Here is an 18,820-nt window from a genome sequence, read left to right as displayed (position 1 = left end):
CTTCCGCCCGCTACGGCAAGCCCTGCCGGCGCGGATCGTCGGGGTGGCGCGGGGTGCCGACGGGATCCTTGTGGATGAGGACGTCGGCCTCGGGATAGAGCGCCACGATGGCGCGGCGGAGCGCGGCGCCGATGGCATGGGCCTCCTCCAGCGTCTGGGCGCCGTCGAGCTCCAGATGCAGGTTGATGAAGAGTCGCGAGCCGGAGCGGCGGGTCTTGAGGTCGTGATGACCGAGCACTCCGGGGAAGCTGTCGGCGAGACGGGTGATGCGGGTCAGCACGTCGGGATCCACGCGCCGGTCCATCAGCGCGTCGAACGCCCCGCGGCCGATGCCGAAGGCGCCCCGGAGGAGGAAGAGCGCCGCGCAGATGGCCACCACCGGGTCGACCCAGGTCCAGCCCCAGAGCGCCGAGGCGCCGAGCGCCGCCAGCGCGCCGAGGCCGGGCACGAGATCGCCGGTGTAATGGAGCGCATCAGCGGCGACGACGCGGTTGCCGGTCTTCGCCACGACGCGGCGCTGCCAGAGAACGAGGCCGAAGGTCAGCGCCAGCGCCAGAAGCATGATGGCGAGGCCGAAGCCCTCCGCCTCCAGCTCCGGCGGGGCGCCGGAGGCGAGCCGGGCGAGGGCGGCGGTGAGGAGGACGATGGCGGATATGGTGATGAAGGAGGCCTGGAACAGGCCGACGATATCCTCGACGGCGCTGTGGCCGAAGGCATGGTCCTCATCGGCCGGCCGGGCCGCATAAACGATGGCGAAGAGCCCGCCGCCCGACATGAGCAGATCGAGCCCGCTGTCGGCCAGCGAGGCGCCGATGGACAGCGCGCCGGTCTGCAGGAGCGCCCAGAGCTTGAGGAGCACAAGGAGGCCGGCCATTCCGACGGCGAGGCCGCCGGCGGAGAGGTTCATCGCGTGGCGTTGCGGACCCTGGCTCTCCATGTCGCTCACCTAGCCACCCGGGCCCGGAGCGGCAAGAGCGGGCGGCGGGTGGGGGCGCTCAGTCGAGCACTTCCTCGGGGAAGACGCCCCAGAGCGCCGATTTCTCGGCCCAGCCGCGAAAGCCTGAAACGCTCAGCCGGCACCAGTCGCGGGTGCATTCCTCGAGCCGGGCGATGACGCCCTCCTCGAGCTCGGCGACCTCGGGGGAGCTGGCGTCGGGGCGGCGGTGGAGCGGGGCGTGATCCTCCTCCACTAGCACGTTGCGGGTGCCGGAGATCAGCGCGTAATGGACCCAGCCGCCGAAGCCCTCGACATCCTCCACCCGCCGCCAGTGGCCGTATTCGGCGGTGACCATGAGCGGCATGCCGCGGCGGACGAAGACCCAGTCGATCCTATGGGTGAGCGAGGGGCCGCGGCGCACATTGCCCTCGGAGGTCTTGAGCGTGACGAAACGGGGCAGCGGCAGATGGGTGACGGGGCCGAGGCGCTGGGCCGGGTCGGCGCTGGCGAGCGCCGGCGCGTCCTCGGCCCCGGCTCCTGACCCGAGCTCGGCGGGCCGCGCTTCGGGCGTGACGGCGATGTCTGTCGGGGCGAGAGAGGCCTCGGGCGCGGCAATCGGGCCGGTGAGGTCAGCCGGGCGCGCGACGGGGCGCAGCTCGGCGCCGGCGGGGGCGGCGAGAAGCGCCAGGGCCAGAAGAAGGCCGCAGCCGGTCGCGCGTCTGGACATGCTCCCTCTCGATGATCGCCCCGGGGCCGGCGGGTCTTGTCAGCGGGGTTCTTGTGCCCCGTCCGCCGGCTCATGCTATTAGACCCGAAGGAACGGGGCAGGAAAGCGGAAGGCGCTCTTATGGCCAACAAACCGCTGAGTGTGGTTACGACGCGACGGCTGCCGGCGCCTGTCGAGGCGCGGATGCGCGAGCTCTTCGACGCGCGCCTGCGCGAAGAGGACGACGGCCCGATGACCCGCGCGGCGATGGCGGCGGCGATGCGCGGGGCGGAGGTGCTGGTGCCGACGCTGTCGGAGCCCGTCGATGCGGCGCTGATGGACGAAGCGGGGGCGAGCCTCCGGCTCATCGCCAATTACGGCGCCGGGGTCGATCATATCGACGTCGCCGCCGCCCGGCAGCGCGGCATCCTCGTCAGCAACACGCCCGGCGTCGTGACCGAGGATACCGCCGACATGACGATGGCGCTGATCCTCGCCGTCACCCGCCGGATGACGGAGGGGCTGGCGATGATGCAGGCCGGTGTCTGGTCGGGCTGGTCGCCCCTGACGCTGCTCGGCGGGCGGGTCGGCGGCAAGGCGCTCGGCATCCTCGGCATGGGGCGGATCGGCCAGGCCGTGGCGCGGCGGGCGCGGGCCTTCGGGCTCTCCGTGCATTACCACAATCGCCATCGCCTGCGCGCCGAGACGGAGGCGGAGCTCGGCGCCCGCTACTGGGAGAGCCTCGACCAGATGGTGGCGCATGTCGACATCCTGTCGATCAACTGCCCGCATACGCCCGCGACCTATCACCTGATGAACGCCCGGCGGCTGAAGCTGATGAAGCCCACGGCAGTGATCGTGAACACCTCGCGCGGACATGTGGTGGACGAGAATGCCCTCACCCGCGGGCTCCGCGCCGGCGAGCTCGCCGGGGCCGGGCTCGACGTCTACGAGGGCGGCGCCGACATCAACCCGCGGCTGCGCGAACTGCCGAACGTCGTGCTCCTGCCGCATATGGGCTCGGCGACGATCGAGGGGCGGGTGGAGATGGGCGAGAAGGTCATCGTCAACATCCGCACCTTCCAGGACGGGCACCGGCCTCCGGACCTCGTGGTGCCGGGCGCGCCGTGACGGCTGCTCGGCGGAGCGCCTGCGGCGCATTCCCTTTGTGCGATGAGGTGCCTGCAGCCCCCTCAACCTCCCTCGCCGGTATTTGCGGAAAAGCGAGGAGGGGCGCGCCCTGCCTCTCGCTTGCAAATACTCCGGGAGTGAATTGGCCGCTCGCGGGGGCAGCGCCCCCTTAGCCCGGCACCGGCGCCCAGAGCACCGCTTCGATGTTCGGGGCGCCCGTCGCCAGCACCGCCAGCCGGTCGAACCCCAGGGCGATGCCGGAGGCGGGGGGCATGTGTTCGAGCGCCGCGAGGAACTCCTCGTCGAGCGGATAGGCGGAGCCGTAGCGGCGGCGGCGCTCGTCCATGTCGGCGGTGAAGCGGGCGCGCTGCTCGGCGGGGTCCGTCAGCTCGCCGAAGCCGTTGGCGAGCTCGACGCCGCAGGCATAGAGCTCGAAGCGTTCGGCATGTTGTGGATCGCCCGGGGCGCGGCGGGCGAGGGCGGCCTCGCAGGCGGGGTAGCGGTCGAGGATCGTGGGGCGACCCTGCCCGAGATTCGGCTCGACGCGGGCGGTGAGGATCTTGGCGAAGAGATCGGCCCAGGTATCGTCCTCGGCGGCGCGGATCCCCTCCGGCAGCTGCGCCGCGAGGGCAGCGCGGTCGGGAGTGCCATCCGGGCCGAGCGTCGCGTCCAGATCGATGCCGGCATGGGCGGCGAAGGCCTCCGCCACCGTCAGCCGCTCCGGCGGCAGGCTCGGGTCGCAGGTGGCGCCGCGCCAGCGGAGGGGGCCGCCGCCCACCTCCCCGGCAAGTCGCAGGATCACGGCGCAATCCTCGAACAGCGCCTCGTAGGGCGCCCGGGCGCGATACCATTCGAGCATGGTGAACTCGGGGTGGTGGAGCGGCCCCCGCTCGCCGCCGCGCCAGACATGACCCATGGAGAAGAGGCGCTCCTCCCCCGCCGCCAGCAGCTTCTTCATGGCGAATTCGGGCGAGGTGTGGAGGTACATGCCGCGAGACCTCCCGTCAGGGAGGGTGAGCTCCGCCGCCAGCCCGTGCAGATGCACCTCGTTGCCCGGCGAGGCCTGGAGCGCCGCCGGATCGGCCTCCCAGAATCCCTCTTCGGCGAACCAGCCGCGCAGCGCCGCCGCCAGCCTTGCGCGGGCGTGAAGGAGCGGGCGCCGGCCCTCGTGCCGTGCGGGATGCCACCAGGGCTTCTCTGTCATGTCGGTCCCATCTGGAATTCCCGGGCGCTTTCCGCTAGGCCCTCGGGCCACAGAGTTCAATGCCCCCGCCGTCACGCCGGGCGGCGACAGGAGACCACCTTGAAAGTCATCGCCTCGCAGATCCGCAAGGGCAACGTGCTCGACATCGACGGCAAGCTCTATGTCGTGCTCACCGCCCAGAACTTCCACCCCGGCAAGGGCACGCCCGTCACGCAGGTGGACATGCGCCGCATCTCCGATGGCACCAAGGTCTCCGAGCGCTGGAAGACCACCGAGGGCGTCGAGCGCGCGCATGTGGAGGAGATGAAGTTCACCTTCCTCTACGAGGATGGAGAGGGCTTCCACTTCATGCAGCCCGACACCTACGAGCAGGTGGCCGTCTCGCCCGATATCATCGGCGACAGCAAGGTCTTCCTCACCGACGGGATCGAGGTAATCCTCGCCATCCACGAGGAGCGCGCCATCTCCATCGAGCTGCCGCAGAAGACGGTGGTCGAGATCGAGATGACCGAGCCGGTGGTGAAGGGGCAGACCGCGTCCTCCTCCTACAAGCCGGCCGATTGCACCAATGGCCTCCGGATCATGGTGCCGCCGCATATCGACGCCGGCACGAAGGTGGTGATCAACACCGACGATCTGTCCTACGTCGAGCGCTTCAAGGAGTGAGCGCCGGGTGACGGCCGCCCCGCCCCGCGAGCAGGATCTCTACGCGCCGGTGAAGGCGCTGCTCGAGGGGCAGGGCTATGTGGTCAAGGCCGAGATCGGCGCGGCCGATCTCGTGGCGCTTCGCGGCGAGGAGCCGCCGCTCATCGTCGAGCTGAAGCGCGCCTTCTCTCTGGCATTGGTTCATCAGGGCATCGCCCGGCAGGCGGTGACGGATGCCGTCTACCTCGCCGTCGAGCGGGGCCGCGGGCGGCGCTGGCAGGCGGCGATGCGGGCCAACCGGGCGCTCTGTCGGCGGCTCGGGCTGGGGCTGATCCTCGTGGCGGGCGAGACCGTCGAGGTGGCGCTCGACCCCGCGCCCTACACGCCCCGGCAGAGCGCGGCGCGGAAGGCGCGGCTTCTCAAGGAATTCGCCCGCCGCGAGGGGGACCCCAATGTGGGCGGCATGGCGCGGCGGGGCGGCGTCGTCACCGCCTATAGGCAGGAGGCGCAGCGCATCGCAGCGCATCTGGCCGCCCACGGCCCCTGCCGCGGCGCCGAGGTGGCGCGGGCGACGGGGGTGGCCCGGGCCACGCGCATGATGGCGGACGATTACTTCGGCTGGTTCGAGCGCGTCTCGCGCGGGGTCTACGGCCTGACGGAGAAGGGGCGCGCCGCCCTGCCGGCAGGCGGGCCCGAGGCGGCGGGCGATCACGATTGACGTGAAGGGGAACTTGCCCGCGCCCGCCCGCGTTTTCCTGTCAAATGCCCCCATGCGGGGGCGCAGAATGGAGGAAACGCCATGAATTGGGATCAAGTCAAAGGCCAATGGAAGCAGTTCAAGGGCCGTGCCCAGACCGAATGGGGCGAGCTCACGAACGACGACATGGACCGCATCGAGGGTGACCGCACCCAGCTCGAAGGGCTCATTCAGGAGCGCTACGGCAAGACCAAGGAAGAGGCGCAGCGCTCGGTCGACGACTGGGTTGCCCGCCAGAACGAAGCGGTCTGATCCAGGCCCGATCGGCGTCACTCTAGACGCCTGTAGAGACAAGCGCCGGGCCCCAATGGGCCCGGCGTTCTGCTATGAGGGGCTCAGCTCTTCGGCTTGTAGACATGCTCCGGCCCGGGGAAGCTGCGCGTACGCACGTCCTCGGCATAGCCCGCAACCGCCTCCTCGATGGCGTCGGAGAGCGCGCCATAGACCTTCACGAATTTCGGCGGCCGGGGGTTGAGGCCGAGCATGTCTTCCAGCACCAGGATCTGCCCGTCGCAGACCGGCGAGGCGCCGATGCCGATGGTGGGGATCTCCACCACCGCCGTCATCTGGGCCGCGAGCGGCTCGACCACCCCCTCGATCACCACCGCGAAGGCGCCGGCCTCGGCGACCGCCTTGATGTCGGCGATATGGGCGGGCCAGCTCTCTTCGTCGCGCCCTTGGGTCTTGAAGCCGCCCAGCGTGTGCGTCGATTGCGGCGTGAGGCCCACATGCGCCATGACCGGGATGCCGCGCTGGGTGAGGAAGTGGATCGTCTCGGCCATGCGGGCGCCGCCCTCGAGCTTCACGGCGCCGCATTGCGTTTCCTTCATAATGGTCGCGGCGTTGCGGAAGGCGACGTTCGGGCTCTCCTCGTAGGAGCCGAAGGGCATGTCGACGACGATGAGCGCCCGGCGCGTGCCGCGCACCACGGCGCGGCCATGCATGATCATCAGCTCCATCGGCACGCCGACCGTCGATTCCATGCCGTGCATGACCATGCCGAGCGAGTCGCCGACGAGGATAAAATCGGCGTGCTTGTCGACGATGGCGGCCGTGTGGGCGTGGTAGGAGGTGAGCGAGACGATGGGCTCGCCGCCCTTGCGGCGGGCAATCTCGGGGGCGGTGGTGCGCCGGATCTGCGGCTCTGCGCTCATGGGGCGATCTCCCGTTGGTCGATGAGAAGGATCTCGCCGAAGAGGGCGGAGATCATGATGCCGACGGGCCGGGTGATCGGCCCCGTGGCCGGCTCGAAGCTCGCGGCGTCGACGATGTCGAGCCCGGTGAGGCGGGCGCGCGGCTCGGCGGCGATGGTGGCGCGGATGATCTCGGCGATGGCCTCGACGCTGGAGCCGGGCGCCATGGCCTCCGCCGCATCGAGCGCGCGGGAGAGGACGGGCGCGGCGGCGCGGTCCTCCGCCGTCAGGCGGCGGTTGCGCGAGGACATGGCAAGCCCGTCGGGCTCGCGCAGCGTCGCCACGCCATGGATGGCGATGGGCATGTGCAGGTCGCGGACCATGCGGCGGATGACGGCGAGCTGCTGGTAATCCTTCTCGCCGAACCAGGCGGCGTCGGCGCCGGTGATGTTGAAGAGCTTCGTGACCACCGTCGCCACGCCGCGGAAATGCCCGGGCCGGACGGCGCCGTGGTAGCGCTGGCCGAGGCCGGTCGTCTCGACGATGGTCTCGTCGCCGGGCGGATACATCTCGGCCACATCGGGCAGGAAGACGGCGTCGACGCCGGCCTCCTCCAGAAGCGCGAGGTCTTCCGCCTCGGTGCGGGGATAGGCCTCGAGGTCTTTCGGGTCGCCGAACTGCGTGGGGTTCACGAAGATCGTCGCGATGACCCGGTCGGAGGCACCGCGCGCCGCCGCCACCAGCGCCATATGGCCGGCGTGAAGCGCGCCCATGGTGGTGACGAGCCCGACGCTGGCGCCCGATTGCCGCCAGCCGTCCACATCGGCGCGGATGTCCGCAATGGTGCGGCAGAGCTTCATGAGCGCCCCCTCGGTCTTCGGCGCCCCGTGATACGGCGGCGGCGGAGGGGCCGCAACCGCCGTGCTTTGGGGGCTGTTGGTCTTTGGGGCGCGACTGGCGAGGGGGCGGCGCCACATCATCGTGCCGGCCCCGCCCCATTTGTGCCGGTCTTCCCGGCAAGGAGGGGAGGGGTTTTCAGCGAGGGGCGCGGATGATCTTTCGCACGCTCAACTATCTCCTCCTCAGCGCCGCGGTGACGGCGAATACCGGCGTGCTGACCGGCGGCGAATCGCCCTTGAATGCCGTCTTCGGCACCGAGTTCGGCATCGACCTTGCCACCGGCGAGATCACCGGCATTGACCTCGATTTCCTCCACGGCGTCGCCGACAGTGCCGCCGGCCGGGCGATGAGCGAGTACATCACCGCCGTCGCCGGAAACCTCCTGAACGACGCCGGCGCGTTCGACGATTACAACGCCCATGTCGCGGAAGGCCGCCTGCCGCAGCTGTTCCCCGAGGCGCTGACGAACGCCGGGGCCGTCCCGTCCCAGATTCCCGGCCAGTGGCCCGCGATGGAGGAGGGGGCGCTGCCGCCCGGTCAGCTCTCCTCCGGCGTCCTGCCGGGCGGGGCGAGCCGCGAGGAGGGGGCCGTGCGCATCCGGCGGGCGGGCGCGCTCAGCGACTGACCTTTCGATTTTTCGCGCATATCGCCTAAATTCAGCCCGATTTTTCCGCCAATTTTCAGGAATTCCAACCTGACGGCGGGAGTCCTGCCATGGCGCAATTCGGCATCAAGCATCTCGTGTTCGGCCTCGGGCTCATCCTCGCGGCCGGCCCGATCGCCCAGTCGCTCACCGCCACCGTCGCCCCGGCGGAGGAGCCGGAAGAGACCGGCGGGCAGGCCTTCGCCGCCGCCGAGGCGCGCGGCCTCATCGCCATCGAGGCGGAGCACAGGGTCGGGCTCGATGTCGAGGCGCTCGACACCGCCCGGCGCGCGCCCTTCCAGCATCTCTACGGGATCGACGCCCAGGCGGGGCAACTGACAATCGCCGCCACCGAGCGCTCCGCGTTGCCGCGCATCCGCCGCGCCGGGGCGCTCTCCGACTAGGCTAGCCCGGACCTGCGGGCCCCCCCGCGCACCCCCCCGCGTCGCATTTCGCGCGCGAGGCGTCGCCGTATTCTCCCCTTTCTCACGGGTTTGCGCCAGATTGGCGCCGGCAACCCCCGGGGAGATCTCATGAAGACCCATGTCAAAGCTCTGGTGGTCGGCGGCGGCGCCGTCGGCACCTCGATCGCCTATCACCTCGCCCGCGCCGGCTGGGCCGATGTGATGCTGCTGGAGCGCGACGAGCTGACCTCCGGCTCGACCTGGCATGCCGCCGGCCTGCTGCCGCTCTTCAACATGAGCTACGCCACGACCCATATCCACAAGTATTCCGTGGATTTCTACAAGACGCTGGAGGAAGAGACCGGGCTCAACGCCGGCTTCTACATCGTCGGCAACCTGCGCATGGCGCAGACCGACGCGCGGATGGACGAGTACAGGCTCTACTCCTCCATCGCCGAGACGGCGGAGGTCTACCACGAATTCCTCAGCCCCAAGGAGATCGGCGAGCGCTGGCCGCTGGTGCGCACGGAGGACCTCAAGGGCGCGCTCTTCCATCCGCAGGACGGCTACATCAACCCCGCCGATGTCACCATGGCCATGGCCAAGGGCGCCCGGCAGCGCGGGGTGGCGATCGAGCGCAAGTGGCAGGTGGACGGCTACCGCTGGACGGGCTCCGAATGGGAGGTCTCGGTCACCAAGATGGTCGAGAAGGGCGGCAATCTCGTGCCCTCGGACGAGCATGAGGTGATCCACGCCGAGCATGTGGTGACGGCCACCGGCAACCATGCGCAGCGGACCGCGAAGCTTCTCGGGCTGAAGATCCCGGCGATCCCGGTCGAGCACCAGTATATCGTCACCGAGCCGGATCCGGCGCTGGTCGAATGGCGCAAGACCCACGACCAGCACCCGGTGCTCCGCGATGCCGATGCCAAATGGTATGTGCGCGAGGAGCGGGGTGGCTGGATCCTCGGCCCCTATGAGGAGGGTGCCCCGGCGCGTTTCTCCTATGGTGTGCCGGACAGCTTCCGCGCCGACCTCTTCCCCCTCGATCTGGAGCGGATCGAGGAGGAATACATGAGCATGATCCACCGGATTCCCTCGTCGGAGGAGGTAGGGCTGAAGGACGATTTCAACGGCCCGATCTGCTACACGCCCGACGGCAACCCGCTGGTCGGCCCGGCGCCGGGGCTGCGCAACATGTGGCTGGCCGAGGGCTTCTCCTTCGGCATCACGGCGGCGGGCGGCACGGGCTATTACCTCGCCCAGATGATGGTCGAGGGAGAGGCCGAGATCGACATGGCCTCGCTGGATCCCAAGCGCTACGGCTCGTGGATGACCACGGAATATGCGGAGAAGAAGAACGAGGAATGTTATTCCCACGTCTTCATCCTCCACCACCCGGACGAGGAGCGCGAGGCGGCGCGGCCGCTGCGCACCTCGCCCGCCTATGACCGGCAGGCGGCGCGCGGCGCCCAGTTCGGCCAGGTGAACGGCTGGGAGCGGCCGAACTACTTCGGGCCGCTGGATGCGCCGAAGGGGTTCGATCACGACAGCCGGTCTTTCCGGCGGGGCGCCTGGTGGGAGTTCGCCGAGGCCGAGGCGCGGGCCGTCCGCGAGACCGCCGGGCTGATCGACGCCACCGCCTTCACCAAGCACATGGTGACGGGGCCGGGGGCGACGGCCTTCCTCGACTGGTTCACCACCAACAAGCTGCCGAAGGTCGGGCGGATCAACCTCACCTATGCGCTGACGGCGGCGGGAACGACGCGGACGGAATACACGATCGTGCGGCTCGCCGAGGATCGCTACTACCTCGTCTCCGCCGGCGCCTGGACGGATTACGATGCCGACTTCCTGCGGAAAGCCGTGGAGGACAAGGAGGCCGAGTTCGGCCGGATCGAGGTGCAGAACGTCACGACCCAGTGGGGCGTTTTCGCGCTCGCCGGGCCGAAGTCGCGGGAGATCCTCGCGAAACTGATCCGCGATGCGGAGCCGGAGACGGCGCTGTCGAACAAGCGCTTCCCCTGGCTCTCGGCCCGTCAGATCGAGCTTGGCATGGTCCCGGTGAACGCCATCCGCGTCGCCTATACCGGCGAGCTCGGCTGGGAGCTGCACCACCCGATCGAGATGCAGAACCACCTCTTCGATCGGCTGATGGCGGCGGGCGAGCCGCTGGGGATGAAGCTGGTCGGCGCCCGCGCGCAGAACTGGCTGCGGCAGGAGAAGAGCTACCGCGCCTTCGGGACAGAGCTCGGCCGCGACGCGACGCCTTTGGAAGCGGGCCTCGACCGGTTCGTCGACCTCGGAAAGGAGTTCCATGGCAAGGCGGCTATGGAGGCGGTCGGCATCCGCTCGAAATGCGTGACGCTGCTGATCGACGGGCCGGCGGATGCCGACCCCTGGGGGAAGGAGGGGATCTTCCACGAGGGCGAGAAGGTCGGCCGGCTGACCTCCGGCGGCTGGTCCGTCGCCTTCGGTAAGCAGATCGGCATGGGCTATGTGCCCGAGGCGCTGGCGGCGGTGGGCACGAAGCTCAAGGTGCGGATGTTCCGGGAGCTCTATGACGCCGAGGTGGCGGAGGATTCGCCATATGACCCGACGAATGCGCGGATCCGGGTGGACGGGTAGGGCCGGCCCGTTCCGGGCCGGGTGGAGGCGCTGCCTCCACACCTCCGAGGTACTTTCGGCCAGGTGAAGGGGGAGCCGGTGGACGTATAACTGCCGGGTGATATTTTGGGAGCCAAGGAGGGCCCCCGATGACCAAGGCCGATGAGTGGTATGCCAGCCGGGAGATCTGGGTGGAGGAGCGGCGGCTCCTCCGCCGGATCGTCCGCGCCACCGAGGCGCGCGAGACCTGGAAGTGGAACCAGCCCTGCTACGTCTGGGGGGAGGGCGCGGCGGAGGGCAATGTCTGCGTCATCTGGGGCTACAAGGACCATTGCGCGGTGGGCTTTCACAGGGGCGTGCTCCTGAGCGACCCCGAGGGGGTGCTGGTGGCGCCCGGCAAGCATTCGCGGGCGATGCGCAAGCTGGTCTTCGGCTCACTCGAGGAGGTGGAGGCGGCCGAGGGACTCATCACCGCTTACGTCGAGGAGGCGATCCAGCTCGTGAAGGACGGGCGCGAGGTCGAGCTGGAGCCGGAGGAGCTCGACTATCCCGAGGAGCTTGTGGCCGCGCTCGAGGGCGATCCGGAGCTGCAGGAGGCCTGGGAGGCGCTGACGCCGGGGCGGCAGCGGGGCTATGTGATCCACATCTCGGACGCCAAGAGGGCCGAGACGCGGGAGCGGCGGATCGAGAAGTGGCGGCCGGCGATCCTTCAGGGGAAGGGGATGCACGACTGAGGGGGGCGGCCGACGCCGGATGGTGGGTTACAAACCCACCCTACTCTTCGTCGGGCTCGTCGGTCGGCGCTTCCGGTGTCGGGATGCGGTAGGCGCCCTTCAGCCAGCGGCCGAGGTCGACCTCCTTGCAGCGGGCGGAGCAGAAGGGGCGGTGCTCAGGGGTCGCGGGCTTGCCGCAGGTCGGACAGGTCATCAAAGGTGCTCCCGGAGGCCGGCGAGGATCGGCGCCATGGGCGCGCGCTCGCGTTTCCGTTGCAGCTCGTAGAGGCCCATCTGCGTCCAGCCGACCAGCGAGGTCTCGATGGCATCGGCCTTGAAGCTGGCGCGGAGCGATTGCTCGAGCTGCTTGCGCTGGGACTTCGGCATCGGCGCGAAATCGACGGCGATCTGGCCGCCTAGACCGCGGAGGCGGAGCTGCCGGGGCAGGGCGCGGGCGGCGGCGAGGTTGGCTTTCAGCGCGGCGGCGGGCGTCGTGTCGCCGCCGGTGTTGACGTCGACCGCCACAAGCGCGCGCGTCGGTTCGATGCTGAGGAAGCCCTCGCCGAGGTCGACATCCGCACTCTCCAGCATCGCGATGGCGTCGAGCACGCCCTCGCGGACGAAGCCGCCGGGCTCGGTCACCACCTCGGGCGCCGACCAGTCGCGCCAAGCGAGCTCATGCGGGCCGTCGCCCTCGGTCAGCGCCTCGGGCTCGGACCCTTCCGCATCGGCCAGCACGGCAGCGGCAAGGGCTTCCATCGTGGCGATGTCCTCGGCGATCTCCTCCTCCTCCGCCGTCTCGGCGGCGGAGCGGAGGATGAGGCCATGGGCGCCGTCCGTCGCCTCCTCGGCGGCGATGCGTAGGCGCGCCCGCTCCTCCTCGCCCTTGATGGCGCGGGAGATGTTGATGCCGGGGGCGCCGGGGGTGACGATGACGAGGCGGGACTTGAAGAGCAGCCGCTCGGTGACCGGGATCGCCTTGCCCGGCTCGGCGATGCCGGTGACCTGCACGAGTAGCGGCTGGCCGGGCTTGAGGCCCGACGCGCCGCGCAGGAACCCGCGCTGGCCGCCGGCAAGGCGGAGGAACATGCCGCCCTGGCCCTTCATCGGCCGGTCGCAGATGCCGCGGAAGATGGCGCCGGGGCGGGTGCCCTCATCGTCGATCAGAAGATCGTCGAGCCGCCCGTCCACCATCAGCGCCGCGGCCGGGCGCGCCCCCAGATGGTCGAGCACGATACGCCGGCCCTTCATCGCCAGACCTCCAGACCTGCCGCCTGCAAAAGCTGCGCCGTCTCGGCGAGCGGCAGCCCGACGACGGCGGAGAAGGAGCCCTGGATCCACGGGCAGAGCGCCCCGAAGGGCCCCTGGATGCCATAGGCGCCGGCCTTGCCGCGCCAGTCATCCGTCGCCAGATAGCCGCGGATCTCGACATCCGAGAGGCGCTTCACGGCGACGGTCGTCACCACGTCGCGCTCCCAGAGCCGCCCCTCGCGGGCCACGGCGACGGCTGTGATCACCCGGTGGCGCCGTCCGGAGAGGAGCCGCAGGAACGCCTCCGCCTCCGCCGCATCCTCGGGCTTGCCCATGATGCGGCGGCCGAGCGCGACGGTCGTGTCGGCGCAGAGCACCACCTCACCGGCGCCTACGGGGACAGCGGCGGCCTTCTCGCGGGCCATGCGGCGCACGTAGTCTCGGGGGGTCTCGGCCCTCGCCGGGGTCTCGTCGATCTCCGGCGGGCGGATGTCGGCGGGGGTCAGGCCGAGCTGCGCAAGCAACTCCAGCCGGCGCGGACTGGCCGAGCCGAGGATCAGCCTCGGGGAGGAGGGAGTCACGCTTCCGGCTTACCGGAAGCGGTAGTTGATCCGACCCTTGGTCAGATCATAGGGGGTCATCTCTACCTGGACCTTGTCGCCAGCCAGAACACGGATGCGGTTCTTGCGCATCTTGCCCGCCGTATGCGCGATAATCTCATGGCCGTTTTCAAGCTCGACCCTGAACGTCGCATTCGGCAGGAGTTCCTTCACGACACCAGGGAATTCGAGCGTGTCTTCCTTGGCCATGTGATCTCCATGCTTCGTCACCCGCTCCAGACGGGTGCCGTGGGATATGCTACCGGAGCCGCAGAAATTCAAGGCCGTAAACGCAGCCGACCCGGAGCTTTGGCCCCGGATCGGCTGCTGCGATGACATTGCCTTCACTTTTTTAGGAACGTCACCGCGCTCCCGCCGTTGTGTGTGTGTCAACGAACAGCAACGACAGGGAGACCACCCCATGAACGCTATCACCCGCGCGTGTCTCATGACAACGGCGCTGACCATCCCGATGGGCGGCGCAGCGCTTGCCCAGGATGCGGAAGCTCAAATCTGTGCCGATCTGCAGGCGGCTTTCGACGACGGCGCCATCGAGGCGACGGATGCCGAAACCGAAGAAATGATGGCCGCCATCGAAGCCGGCGACGTCGAAAGCTGCCAGCTGCTTCTGGTTCAGTTCACCACGGACGGCGAGACGTCGCAGGACATGGCCGATGAGGACATGGACGAAGACATGGCTGACGCCGAGCTCGTCGATCAGGAGCAGACGACCGTGAAACTCGAGGACGAAGCCGTCATCGAGGGCATGGTCTATCTCGAGCAGAGCCCGCCGACCGTCGATATCGAAGGCGGCGACGCCGAAGTCTCGGTCAGCCAGTCGGCCCCCGATGTGCGCGTGACCGAAGGTCAGGCCCAGATCGTCGTCCGCCAGGCCGCGCCGACCATCACGCTCGAGATGCCGCAGCCGACCATCCGCATCGAGCAGCCGGCGCCGGAGATCATCATCACGATGCCCGAGCCGGGCGTCGATGTCGCCACCTCCGAGCCGCAGGTCGAGGTGCGCCAGGCCGAGCCGATCATCACGGTGACGCAGGCCCAGCCCCGCGTCGAGCTCGAGCTGCGCCGCGCCACCGATGAAGAGGCGAGCGAAGGCGTGCAGGTCTCCGACCGCGCGACCGGCGAGACCTACCAGACGGGTCAGGCCGGCGCCGAGCGTGAGGTCACCGATGCGCAGGTGAACATGACGGCCAACCAGCCGCGCGTCACCTTCGCCGAGAACGACACTGCCGCGAATGTGTCGATCGAGCGCAGCCAGCCGACGGTCACCTACGAGAGCGCCGAGCCGAACATCGAGATCGCCACCTCCGGCGAGCCGGTCGTCGACTGGGTGCAGAGCGGCGAGGCCACTGTGACCTTCGCCGAGGCCGAAGGCACCGCCGAGGCGGACGAGCCCGAGACCGATACTGCCGAGGCTGATGTCGACGCCGAGGCGGATGACGACTCCGCCGAAGCTGTTGCCGCCCTTGACGAGGCCGGTGATGAGATGGCCGAAGAGACCGAAGAGGTCACGGCCGAAGCCGAAGCCGAGATGACCGAAGCCGGTGACGAGATCGAGGAGGAAGCTGCCGAGGCCGATGCCGCCCTCGACAACGCCGGTGAGGAAGTCGAAGGCGAGATGGCCGAAGCCGAAGCCGAGATGGATGAAGCTGGCGACGAGATCGAAGGCGAAGTGGCGGAAGCCGGCGCCGAGATCGAAGAAGCCGGTGACGCTGTCGAAGGCGAAATGGCCGAAGCCGAAGCCGAGATGGACGATGCTGGCGAAGAGATCGAAGGCGAAGTGGCGGAAGCCGGTGCCGAGATCGACGAAGCCGCTGATGAAGTCGAAGGCGAGATGGCGGAAGCCGACGCCGAGATGGATGGCGAGGCCATGGTCGGCAGCGGCCCCGAAGTTGCGCTCGACGGCTACACCGCCGCCGAATTCAACGCGATCCCGGCTGACCAGCTCCTCGACCGGACGCTCTATGGTGTCGACGACAACGCCATCGGCGACATCGGCAACCTCGTCTTTGACGAGAGCGGCCAGGTGACCTCGGTCATCGTCGAAGTCGGCGGTTTCCTGGGCCTCGGCGAGAAGGACGTTGCCATCGCCTTCGACACGCTGACGGTCATGGTGGAAGACGACGGTGACGACATCCGCGTCTATGCCGACTACACCGAAGAGCAGCTCGAAGAGATGGAGCCGGCCCAGCTCGACTGAGCTCCGCCCCCTCTCTGAGGAAAGCACTGCAAGCGGGCCGCCTTCGGGCGGCCCGTTTCGCTTGGGGGGCTCAGCCTGGCGTCACGATGCGCGCGGCCCCGAAGCGCGCCTGTTCCGGCCAGTGGGCATGGTTGCCGACCTCGCCGGTGAGGCGCGGTGCGGCGATGGCCGCCGGGTCCGCCTCGGCGATCAGCCAGCCGGGCGTCTCGTCCGCCGCCTCGGCGAGGATGCCGGAGGGCGGCTGGCCCTTGTCGGGCGGGCCGAAGAGGGCGGGGATGCCCCGGCCCAGGTCATAGAGCTCGCAGGAGGGGCAGGTGCCGAGGAGCGGCGCGTTGACGATGAGGCATTGTTGCTCGATCGCCCGCGCACGGCAGGATTGCCGCACCCGCGTCGCCCCGGCGGGGAGGTCGGTATAGGACGGGACGAGCAGCAGCTCCGCCCCCGCCTCCACCATCGCCCGGGCGAGGAGGGGGAATTCGCTGTCATAGCAGATGAGCACCCCGATCCGGCCGAGCGCCGTGTCGAAGACGGGGAGCGCCTCGCCCGGGATCAGCCCCATCTCCTGCCGCTCGTAGGGCGTCAGGATTGCCTTGTCATAGACGCCGGCCGTGCCCTCGGGCGTGCAGAGCCAGGTGCGGTTGACGAGGCCGCCCGCGGCCTCCGCACAGGTGGACCCGGCGAGGATATGCACCCCATGCGCCGCGGCCAGCCGCCGGTTGAGCGCGGCCCAATCCTCGGCCGTCTCGGCAAGCCGGGCGGCCCAGTCCGCCGCCGTGGCGTCCTGCCGCGCCCCGATCAGGGCCGAGGCGATGCCGCCGTATTCGGGATAGACGAGCAGCTCCGCCCCCGCGCCCGCCGCCTCGGCCACATGGGCGTCGAGGTGATCCTCCAGCGCCGCCCAGCTCTCCCGCCATTCCGGCGCATATCCCGATACCGCGATCTTCATCTCGTGCCCCTAGAGTGACTTCATCCAGACGTGCAGCCGGTGGTCCGTCTCCGCCGCCTTATCCACATCCTTCCAGTGGAAGGTCGCCGCGGCGCCGGGGAGCGGCGCATAGCCCCGCGCCCGCCAGAAGGGATCGAGCGGCCGGTAGCCCTCGGGCCGGAGCGGATGATCGGCGGGCCGCTCCACCGCGCAGAAGGCGGAATAGCGGCGCCCGAGCGCCCGCGCATGGGCCTCGCGCGCGTCGAAGAAGGCATGGCCGGCGCCCTGGCCGCGATGCTCCGGCAGGAGCACCGATTCGGCGCAGTAGAAGATCTCGGTCAGGTCCCGCCCGGCGAAGGCGGCGGCGAAATCCTCCGCATGATCCTCCATCGGCGTGCCGGTGGCGGCGCCGACCAGCGCCTCGCCGGCGAAGGCGCCCACGAGTATGGCGCGGGGGCTGCCCTGATAGCTCGCCATGTAGCGCCGCTCGTAGGCGAGATCGCCGTCGTAGAGATAGGGCCAGTCGCGGAACACCTCGATGCGCAGCGCCGCGAGCGCATCGAGCCGCGCCTCGACCTCCGCGCCCGTCAGGGTCTCGAAGCGGAGGCTCACGAGACCTGCGCGACCCAGTCGGCCAGGTTGTAATAGGTGGTGACGCGGCTGATCTTGCCCTCGGCCACGTTGAAGAAGGCGCCGCCCGGCAGGCGATAGCCCTGACCGTTTGCCTCGGGCAGGCCCGGGTCCGTCTCCAGATAGGTGCCGTTCACCATGAACTCGGCGGCGGCGCGGGAGCCGTCGGGCGTCGCGAAGATGACCATCTCGGTCAGCCGCTCGTCATAGCTGCGGCTCATGTGGTCGCAGAACTCCGCGAAGAGCGCGCGCCCGGTGCGAACCTGCCCCTCGTTGACGTGGTGGGCCACATCCTCCGACACGAGGGCCAGCATGGCGCCGGTGTCCTTGGCGTTGAAGGCCTCGTAATAGGCCGCGATCAGGGCTTCGGTGGTCTCGCGCATGGGAGCTCCGTCATGAGGGGTTGCGGGGCGGGCCGAACCGCGCCTGAAGGCGCTCTGCGATCATGTCCCGCGTCTTGCGGTAGGAGGCAAGCCTCTCCTCGCGGCCCTCGCCGAGCCCGGTGGGGTCGAGGATCGGCCAGTATTCGATCTCCAGATGCACGACGCGGGTCAGTTCCAGCGCCATGCGGTGGCTGGCCGGCGTCAGCGCCACGATGAGATCGAAGGAGGTGAGGTCGTCGCCCCATTGCACCATCTCCTCGAAGCTGCGCGAGCGGTGCCGCTCGAGCGCAACGCCGATCTCGGCGCAGACGGAGATGGCGAAGCCGTCGATCTCCATGTCGTTGCGCACCCCGGCGGACTGGATGTAGCAATCCGTGCCGTAGAACTTCTTCATGATGCCCTCCGCCATGGGCGAGCGGACGGCGTTGTGATCGCAGCAGAAGAGCACGGACTGGGGCAGCTCGGCGGAGGTCTTGCGCGTCTGCCCCTCCATCGCGCTCACCCGCCTACGTTGAGAACGCAGATGAGCGTGAAGAGCCGCCGGGCGGTGTCGATGTCGAGCTCGGCTTTGCCCTCCAGCCGCTCGACCAGGAGGCGCGCGCCCTCGTTGTGGATGCCGCGGCGGGCCATGTCGATCGTCTCGATCTGGCTGGCGGGCATGGATTTCACCGCGTCGAAATAGCTTTCGCAGATCTGCGCGTAATCCTTCACCACCTGCCGGAAGGGGCCGAGGGCGAGCTGGATGGCACCGACCTCTGCGCCGTCCTCTGCCGCGATGTCCATCACCAGCCGCCGCTCGCGGATGCAGAGCGACAGGCGGTAGGGGCCTTCGGGCACGGAGACGCCGGCGCGGAGCGGGGTGAAGGAATTCTCCTCGAGGAGGTCGAAGATGGCGACGCGCCGCTCCTGCTCTATCTCCGGTGTCGGAGGCGGCAGGTTGGAATCGTCGATGTCGATCTGACAGATGCGGCTCATGAGGCCCCCGGGGCATGTCTTCGATGCCTAGCGGCCGGGGCCGGGGCTGACAAGTTGGG

The 18,820-nt window shown here is 69.4% G+C and carries 23 protein-coding genes; 9 read left to right on the top strand and 14 right to left on the bottom strand.

The genetic code is table 11. The features are described 5' to 3' along the window. Positions 1–10 precede the first annotated feature (10 nt). Together ACAZ03_RS12185 and ACAZ03_RS12180 are read right to left on the bottom strand one after the other, a co-directional pair. Positions 11–937 carry a cation diffusion facilitator family transporter gene (locus tag ACAZ03_RS12185; protein ID WP_373353933.1) on the bottom strand — a complete coding sequence of 309 codons (927 nt, stop codon included), beginning with the start codon at positions 935–937 and terminating at the stop codon, positions 11–13. 58 nt (positions 938–995) lie between these two features. Beyond that, complete coding sequence (locus tag ACAZ03_RS12180; protein WP_373353931.1) at positions 996–1,664, bottom strand: SH3 domain-containing protein; 669 nt, start codon at positions 1,662–1,664, stop codon at positions 996–998. 120 nt (positions 1,665–1,784) lie between these two features. Between ACAZ03_RS12180 and ACAZ03_RS12175 the strand changes: the two genes are divergently transcribed. Continuing rightward, positions 1,785–2,774, top strand: a complete 990-nt coding sequence (locus tag ACAZ03_RS12175) for a 2-hydroxyacid dehydrogenase (RefSeq protein WP_373353930.1) — start codon at positions 1,785–1,787, stop codon at positions 2,772–2,774. 169 nt (positions 2,775–2,943) lie between these two features. Here the strand turns inward: ACAZ03_RS12175 and epmA are convergent, their stop codons facing one another. Continuing rightward, entirely contained in the window at positions 2,944–3,978 is a 1,035-nt protein-coding gene (gene epmA, locus ACAZ03_RS12170; RefSeq protein WP_373353928.1) for an EF-P lysine aminoacylase EpmA, read from the bottom strand. Between the two features lie 99 nt (positions 3,979–4,077). Between epmA and efp the strand changes: the two genes are divergently transcribed. From efp to ACAZ03_RS12155, 3 genes are all read left to right on the top strand, one after another. Next, complete coding sequence (efp, locus tag ACAZ03_RS12165; protein ID WP_373353926.1) at positions 4,078–4,644, top strand: elongation factor P; 567 nt, start codon at positions 4,078–4,080, stop codon at positions 4,642–4,644. A 7-nt stretch (positions 4,645–4,651) separates the two neighbouring features. After that, a complete protein-coding gene (locus tag ACAZ03_RS12160; protein ID WP_373353924.1) occupies positions 4,652–5,341 on the top strand; it encodes a DUF2161 domain-containing phosphodiesterase in 690 nt (229 codons plus the stop codon). 81 nt (positions 5,342–5,422) lie between these two features. Further along, a complete protein-coding gene (locus ACAZ03_RS12155) occupies positions 5,423–5,632 on the top strand; it encodes a CsbD family protein (RefSeq protein WP_373353922.1) in 210 nt (69 codons plus the stop codon). Between the two features lie 83 nt (positions 5,633–5,715). Here ACAZ03_RS12155 and panB read toward each other — a convergent pair whose 3' ends face one another. Then, positions 5,716–6,534, bottom strand: coding sequence for a 3-methyl-2-oxobutanoate hydroxymethyltransferase (panB, locus tag ACAZ03_RS12150; RefSeq protein ID WP_373353920.1), 819 nt, complete (start codon positions 6,532–6,534; stop codon positions 5,716–5,718). Beyond that, the gene (gene panC / locus ACAZ03_RS12145) at positions 6,531–7,373 is read right to left on the bottom strand and encodes a pantoate--beta-alanine ligase (protein ID WP_373353918.1); all 843 of its coding nucleotides are present in this window, start codon (positions 7,371–7,373) and stop codon (positions 6,531–6,533) included. The genes panB and panC overlap by 4 nt, the downstream gene beginning before the upstream one ends. A gap of 191 nt (positions 7,374–7,564) precedes the next feature. On the opposite strand from panC, the gene ACAZ03_RS12140 reads away from it, so the two are divergent. The 4 genes from ACAZ03_RS12140 (at position 7,565) to ACAZ03_RS12125 (ending at position 11,801) form a co-directional block, all read left to right on the top strand. Next, entirely contained in the window at positions 7,565–8,038 is a 474-nt protein-coding gene (locus tag ACAZ03_RS12140) for a hypothetical protein (RefSeq protein WP_373353917.1), read from the top strand. Positions 8,039–8,127: 89 nt separating this feature from the next. Continuing rightward, complete coding sequence (locus tag ACAZ03_RS12135; protein WP_373353916.1) at positions 8,128–8,460, top strand: hypothetical protein; 333 nt, start codon at positions 8,128–8,130, stop codon at positions 8,458–8,460. A 129-nt stretch (positions 8,461–8,589) separates the two neighbouring features. Further along, on the top strand, positions 8,590–11,088 hold the full coding sequence (locus ACAZ03_RS12130) for an FAD-dependent oxidoreductase (protein WP_373353914.1): 2,499 nt from the start codon (positions 8,590–8,592) through the stop codon (positions 11,086–11,088). Between the two features lie 128 nt (positions 11,089–11,216). After that, the gene (locus ACAZ03_RS12125) at positions 11,217–11,801 is read left to right on the top strand and encodes a YdeI family protein (protein WP_373353913.1); all 585 of its coding nucleotides are present in this window, start codon (positions 11,217–11,219) and stop codon (positions 11,799–11,801) included. Positions 11,802–11,841: 40 nt separating this feature from the next. On the opposite strand, the gene yacG is transcribed toward ACAZ03_RS12125, so the two are convergent. The 4 genes from yacG to infA are packed head-to-tail and all read right to left on the bottom strand — an operon-like array spanning position 11,842 to position 13,840. Further along, positions 11,842–11,994, bottom strand: coding sequence for a DNA gyrase inhibitor YacG (gene yacG, locus ACAZ03_RS12120; RefSeq protein WP_373353911.1), 153 nt, complete (start codon positions 11,992–11,994; stop codon positions 11,842–11,844). Continuing rightward, positions 11,994–13,031: a ribonuclease E/G gene (locus tag ACAZ03_RS12115; protein ID WP_373353909.1), complete on the bottom strand. Its 1,038-nt coding sequence runs from the start codon at positions 13,029–13,031 to the stop codon at positions 11,994–11,996. The genes yacG and ACAZ03_RS12115 overlap by 1 nt, the downstream gene beginning before the upstream one ends. Continuing rightward, positions 13,028–13,612: a nucleoside triphosphate pyrophosphatase gene (locus ACAZ03_RS12110; protein WP_373353907.1), complete on the bottom strand. Its 585-nt coding sequence runs from the start codon at positions 13,610–13,612 to the stop codon at positions 13,028–13,030. The genes ACAZ03_RS12115 and ACAZ03_RS12110 overlap by 4 nt, the downstream gene beginning before the upstream one ends. Positions 13,613–13,621: 9 nt before the next feature. Further along, on the bottom strand, positions 13,622–13,840 hold the full coding sequence (gene infA / locus ACAZ03_RS12105) for a translation initiation factor IF-1 (protein ID WP_163894084.1): 219 nt from the start codon (positions 13,838–13,840) through the stop codon (positions 13,622–13,624). Between the two features lie 211 nt (positions 13,841–14,051). Here infA and ACAZ03_RS12100 point away from each other — a divergent pair, with 211 nt between their 5' ends. Further along, the gene (locus ACAZ03_RS12100) at positions 14,052–15,848 is read left to right on the top strand and encodes a PRC-barrel domain-containing protein (protein ID WP_373353905.1); all 1,797 of its coding nucleotides are present in this window, start codon (positions 14,052–14,054) and stop codon (positions 15,846–15,848) included. Positions 15,849–15,918: 70 nt separating this feature from the next. On the opposite strand, the gene ACAZ03_RS12095 is transcribed toward ACAZ03_RS12100, so the two are convergent. From ACAZ03_RS12095 to ACAZ03_RS12075, 5 genes are read right to left on the bottom strand one after another with little or no spacing between them, the layout of a single operon-like run. Further along, positions 15,919–16,794 carry a nitrilase-related carbon-nitrogen hydrolase gene (locus ACAZ03_RS12095; RefSeq protein WP_373353904.1) on the bottom strand — a complete coding sequence of 292 codons (876 nt, stop codon included), beginning with the start codon at positions 16,792–16,794 and terminating at the stop codon, positions 15,919–15,921. A 9-nt stretch (positions 16,795–16,803) separates the two neighbouring features. Continuing rightward, a complete protein-coding gene (locus ACAZ03_RS12090) occupies positions 16,804–17,385 on the bottom strand; it encodes a GNAT family N-acetyltransferase (RefSeq protein WP_373353902.1) in 582 nt (193 codons plus the stop codon). After that, positions 17,382–17,786 carry a ketosteroid isomerase-related protein gene (locus ACAZ03_RS12085; RefSeq protein ID WP_373353901.1) on the bottom strand — a complete coding sequence of 135 codons (405 nt, stop codon included), beginning with the start codon at positions 17,784–17,786 and terminating at the stop codon, positions 17,382–17,384. Before ACAZ03_RS12085 ends, ACAZ03_RS12090 begins: the two co-directional genes overlap by 4 nt. A gap of 10 nt (positions 17,787–17,796) precedes the next feature. Then, on the bottom strand, positions 17,797–18,279 hold the full coding sequence (locus ACAZ03_RS12080) for a low molecular weight phosphatase family protein (RefSeq protein WP_373353899.1): 483 nt from the start codon (positions 18,277–18,279) through the stop codon (positions 17,797–17,799). 5 nt (positions 18,280–18,284) lie between these two features. After that, positions 18,285–18,761 carry a UPF0262 family protein gene (locus ACAZ03_RS12075; protein ID WP_373353897.1) on the bottom strand — a complete coding sequence of 159 codons (477 nt, stop codon included), beginning with the start codon at positions 18,759–18,761 and terminating at the stop codon, positions 18,285–18,287. Positions 18,762–18,820: the final 59 nt, after the last annotated feature.

Source organism: Pseudoroseicyclus sp. CXY001, from assembly GCF_041714655.1.
Taxonomy (GTDB): Bacteria; Pseudomonadota; Alphaproteobacteria; order Rhodobacterales; family Rhodobacteraceae; genus Pseudoroseicyclus_A.
Note: the sequence above shows the minus strand (reverse complement) of the source record. Positions and strands in the feature narration are given on the sequence as shown.

What these genes read in the sequence shown, in the direction of transcription:
- ACAZ03_RS12085 (WP_373353901.1), bottom strand. Translation starts at nt 17,786, where the DNA reads ATGCGCGAGACCACCGAAGCCCTGATCGCGGCCTATTACGAGGCCTTC.
- ACAZ03_RS12100 (WP_373353905.1), top strand. Translation starts at nt 14,052, where the DNA reads ATGAACGCTATCACCCGCGCGTGTCTCATGACAACGGCGCTGACCATC.
- ACAZ03_RS12185 (WP_373353933.1), bottom strand. Translation starts at nt 937, where the DNA reads ATGGAGAGCCAGGGTCCGCAACGCCACGCGATGAACCTCTCCGCCGGC.
- panC (WP_373353918.1), bottom strand. Translation starts at nt 7,373, where the DNA reads ATGAAGCTCTGCCGCACCATTGCGGACATCCGCGCCGATGTGGACGGC.
- ACAZ03_RS12180 (WP_373353931.1), bottom strand. Translation starts at nt 1,664, where the DNA reads ATGTCCAGACGCGCGACCGGCTGCGGCCTTCTTCTGGCCCTGGCGCTT.
- ACAZ03_RS12115 (WP_373353909.1), bottom strand. Translation starts at nt 13,031, where the DNA reads ATGAAGGGCCGGCGTATCGTGCTCGACCATCTGGGGGCGCGCCCGGCC.
- ACAZ03_RS12075 (WP_373353897.1), bottom strand. Translation starts at nt 18,761, where the DNA reads ATGAGCCGCATCTGTCAGATCGACATCGACGATTCCAACCTGCCGCCT.
- ACAZ03_RS12095 (WP_373353904.1), bottom strand. Translation starts at nt 16,794, where the DNA reads ATGAAGATCGCGGTATCGGGATATGCGCCGGAATGGCGGGAGAGCTGG.
- ACAZ03_RS12175 (WP_373353930.1), top strand. Translation starts at nt 1,785, where the DNA reads ATGGCCAACAAACCGCTGAGTGTGGTTACGACGCGACGGCTGCCGGCG.
- ACAZ03_RS12155 (WP_373353922.1), top strand. Translation starts at nt 5,423, where the DNA reads ATGAATTGGGATCAAGTCAAAGGCCAATGGAAGCAGTTCAAGGGCCGT.
- epmA (WP_373353928.1), bottom strand. Translation starts at nt 3,978, where the DNA reads ATGACAGAGAAGCCCTGGTGGCATCCCGCACGGCACGAGGGCCGGCGC.
- ACAZ03_RS12135 (WP_373353916.1), top strand. Translation starts at nt 8,128, where the DNA reads ATGGCGCAATTCGGCATCAAGCATCTCGTGTTCGGCCTCGGGCTCATC.
- ACAZ03_RS12125 (WP_373353913.1), top strand. Translation starts at nt 11,217, where the DNA reads ATGACCAAGGCCGATGAGTGGTATGCCAGCCGGGAGATCTGGGTGGAG.
- ACAZ03_RS12140 (WP_373353917.1), top strand. Translation starts at nt 7,565, where the DNA reads ATGATCTTTCGCACGCTCAACTATCTCCTCCTCAGCGCCGCGGTGACG.
- ACAZ03_RS12130 (WP_373353914.1), top strand. Translation starts at nt 8,590, where the DNA reads ATGAAGACCCATGTCAAAGCTCTGGTGGTCGGCGGCGGCGCCGTCGGC.
- panB (WP_373353920.1), bottom strand. Translation starts at nt 6,534, where the DNA reads ATGAGCGCAGAGCCGCAGATCCGGCGCACCACCGCCCCCGAGATTGCC.
- yacG (WP_373353911.1), bottom strand. Translation starts at nt 11,994, where the DNA reads ATGACCTGTCCGACCTGCGGCAAGCCCGCGACCCCTGAGCACCGCCCC.
- infA (WP_163894084.1), bottom strand. Translation starts at nt 13,840, where the DNA reads ATGGCCAAGGAAGACACGCTCGAATTCCCTGGTGTCGTGAAGGAACTC.
- ACAZ03_RS12080 (WP_373353899.1), bottom strand. Translation starts at nt 18,279, where the DNA reads ATGGAGGGGCAGACGCGCAAGACCTCCGCCGAGCTGCCCCAGTCCGTG.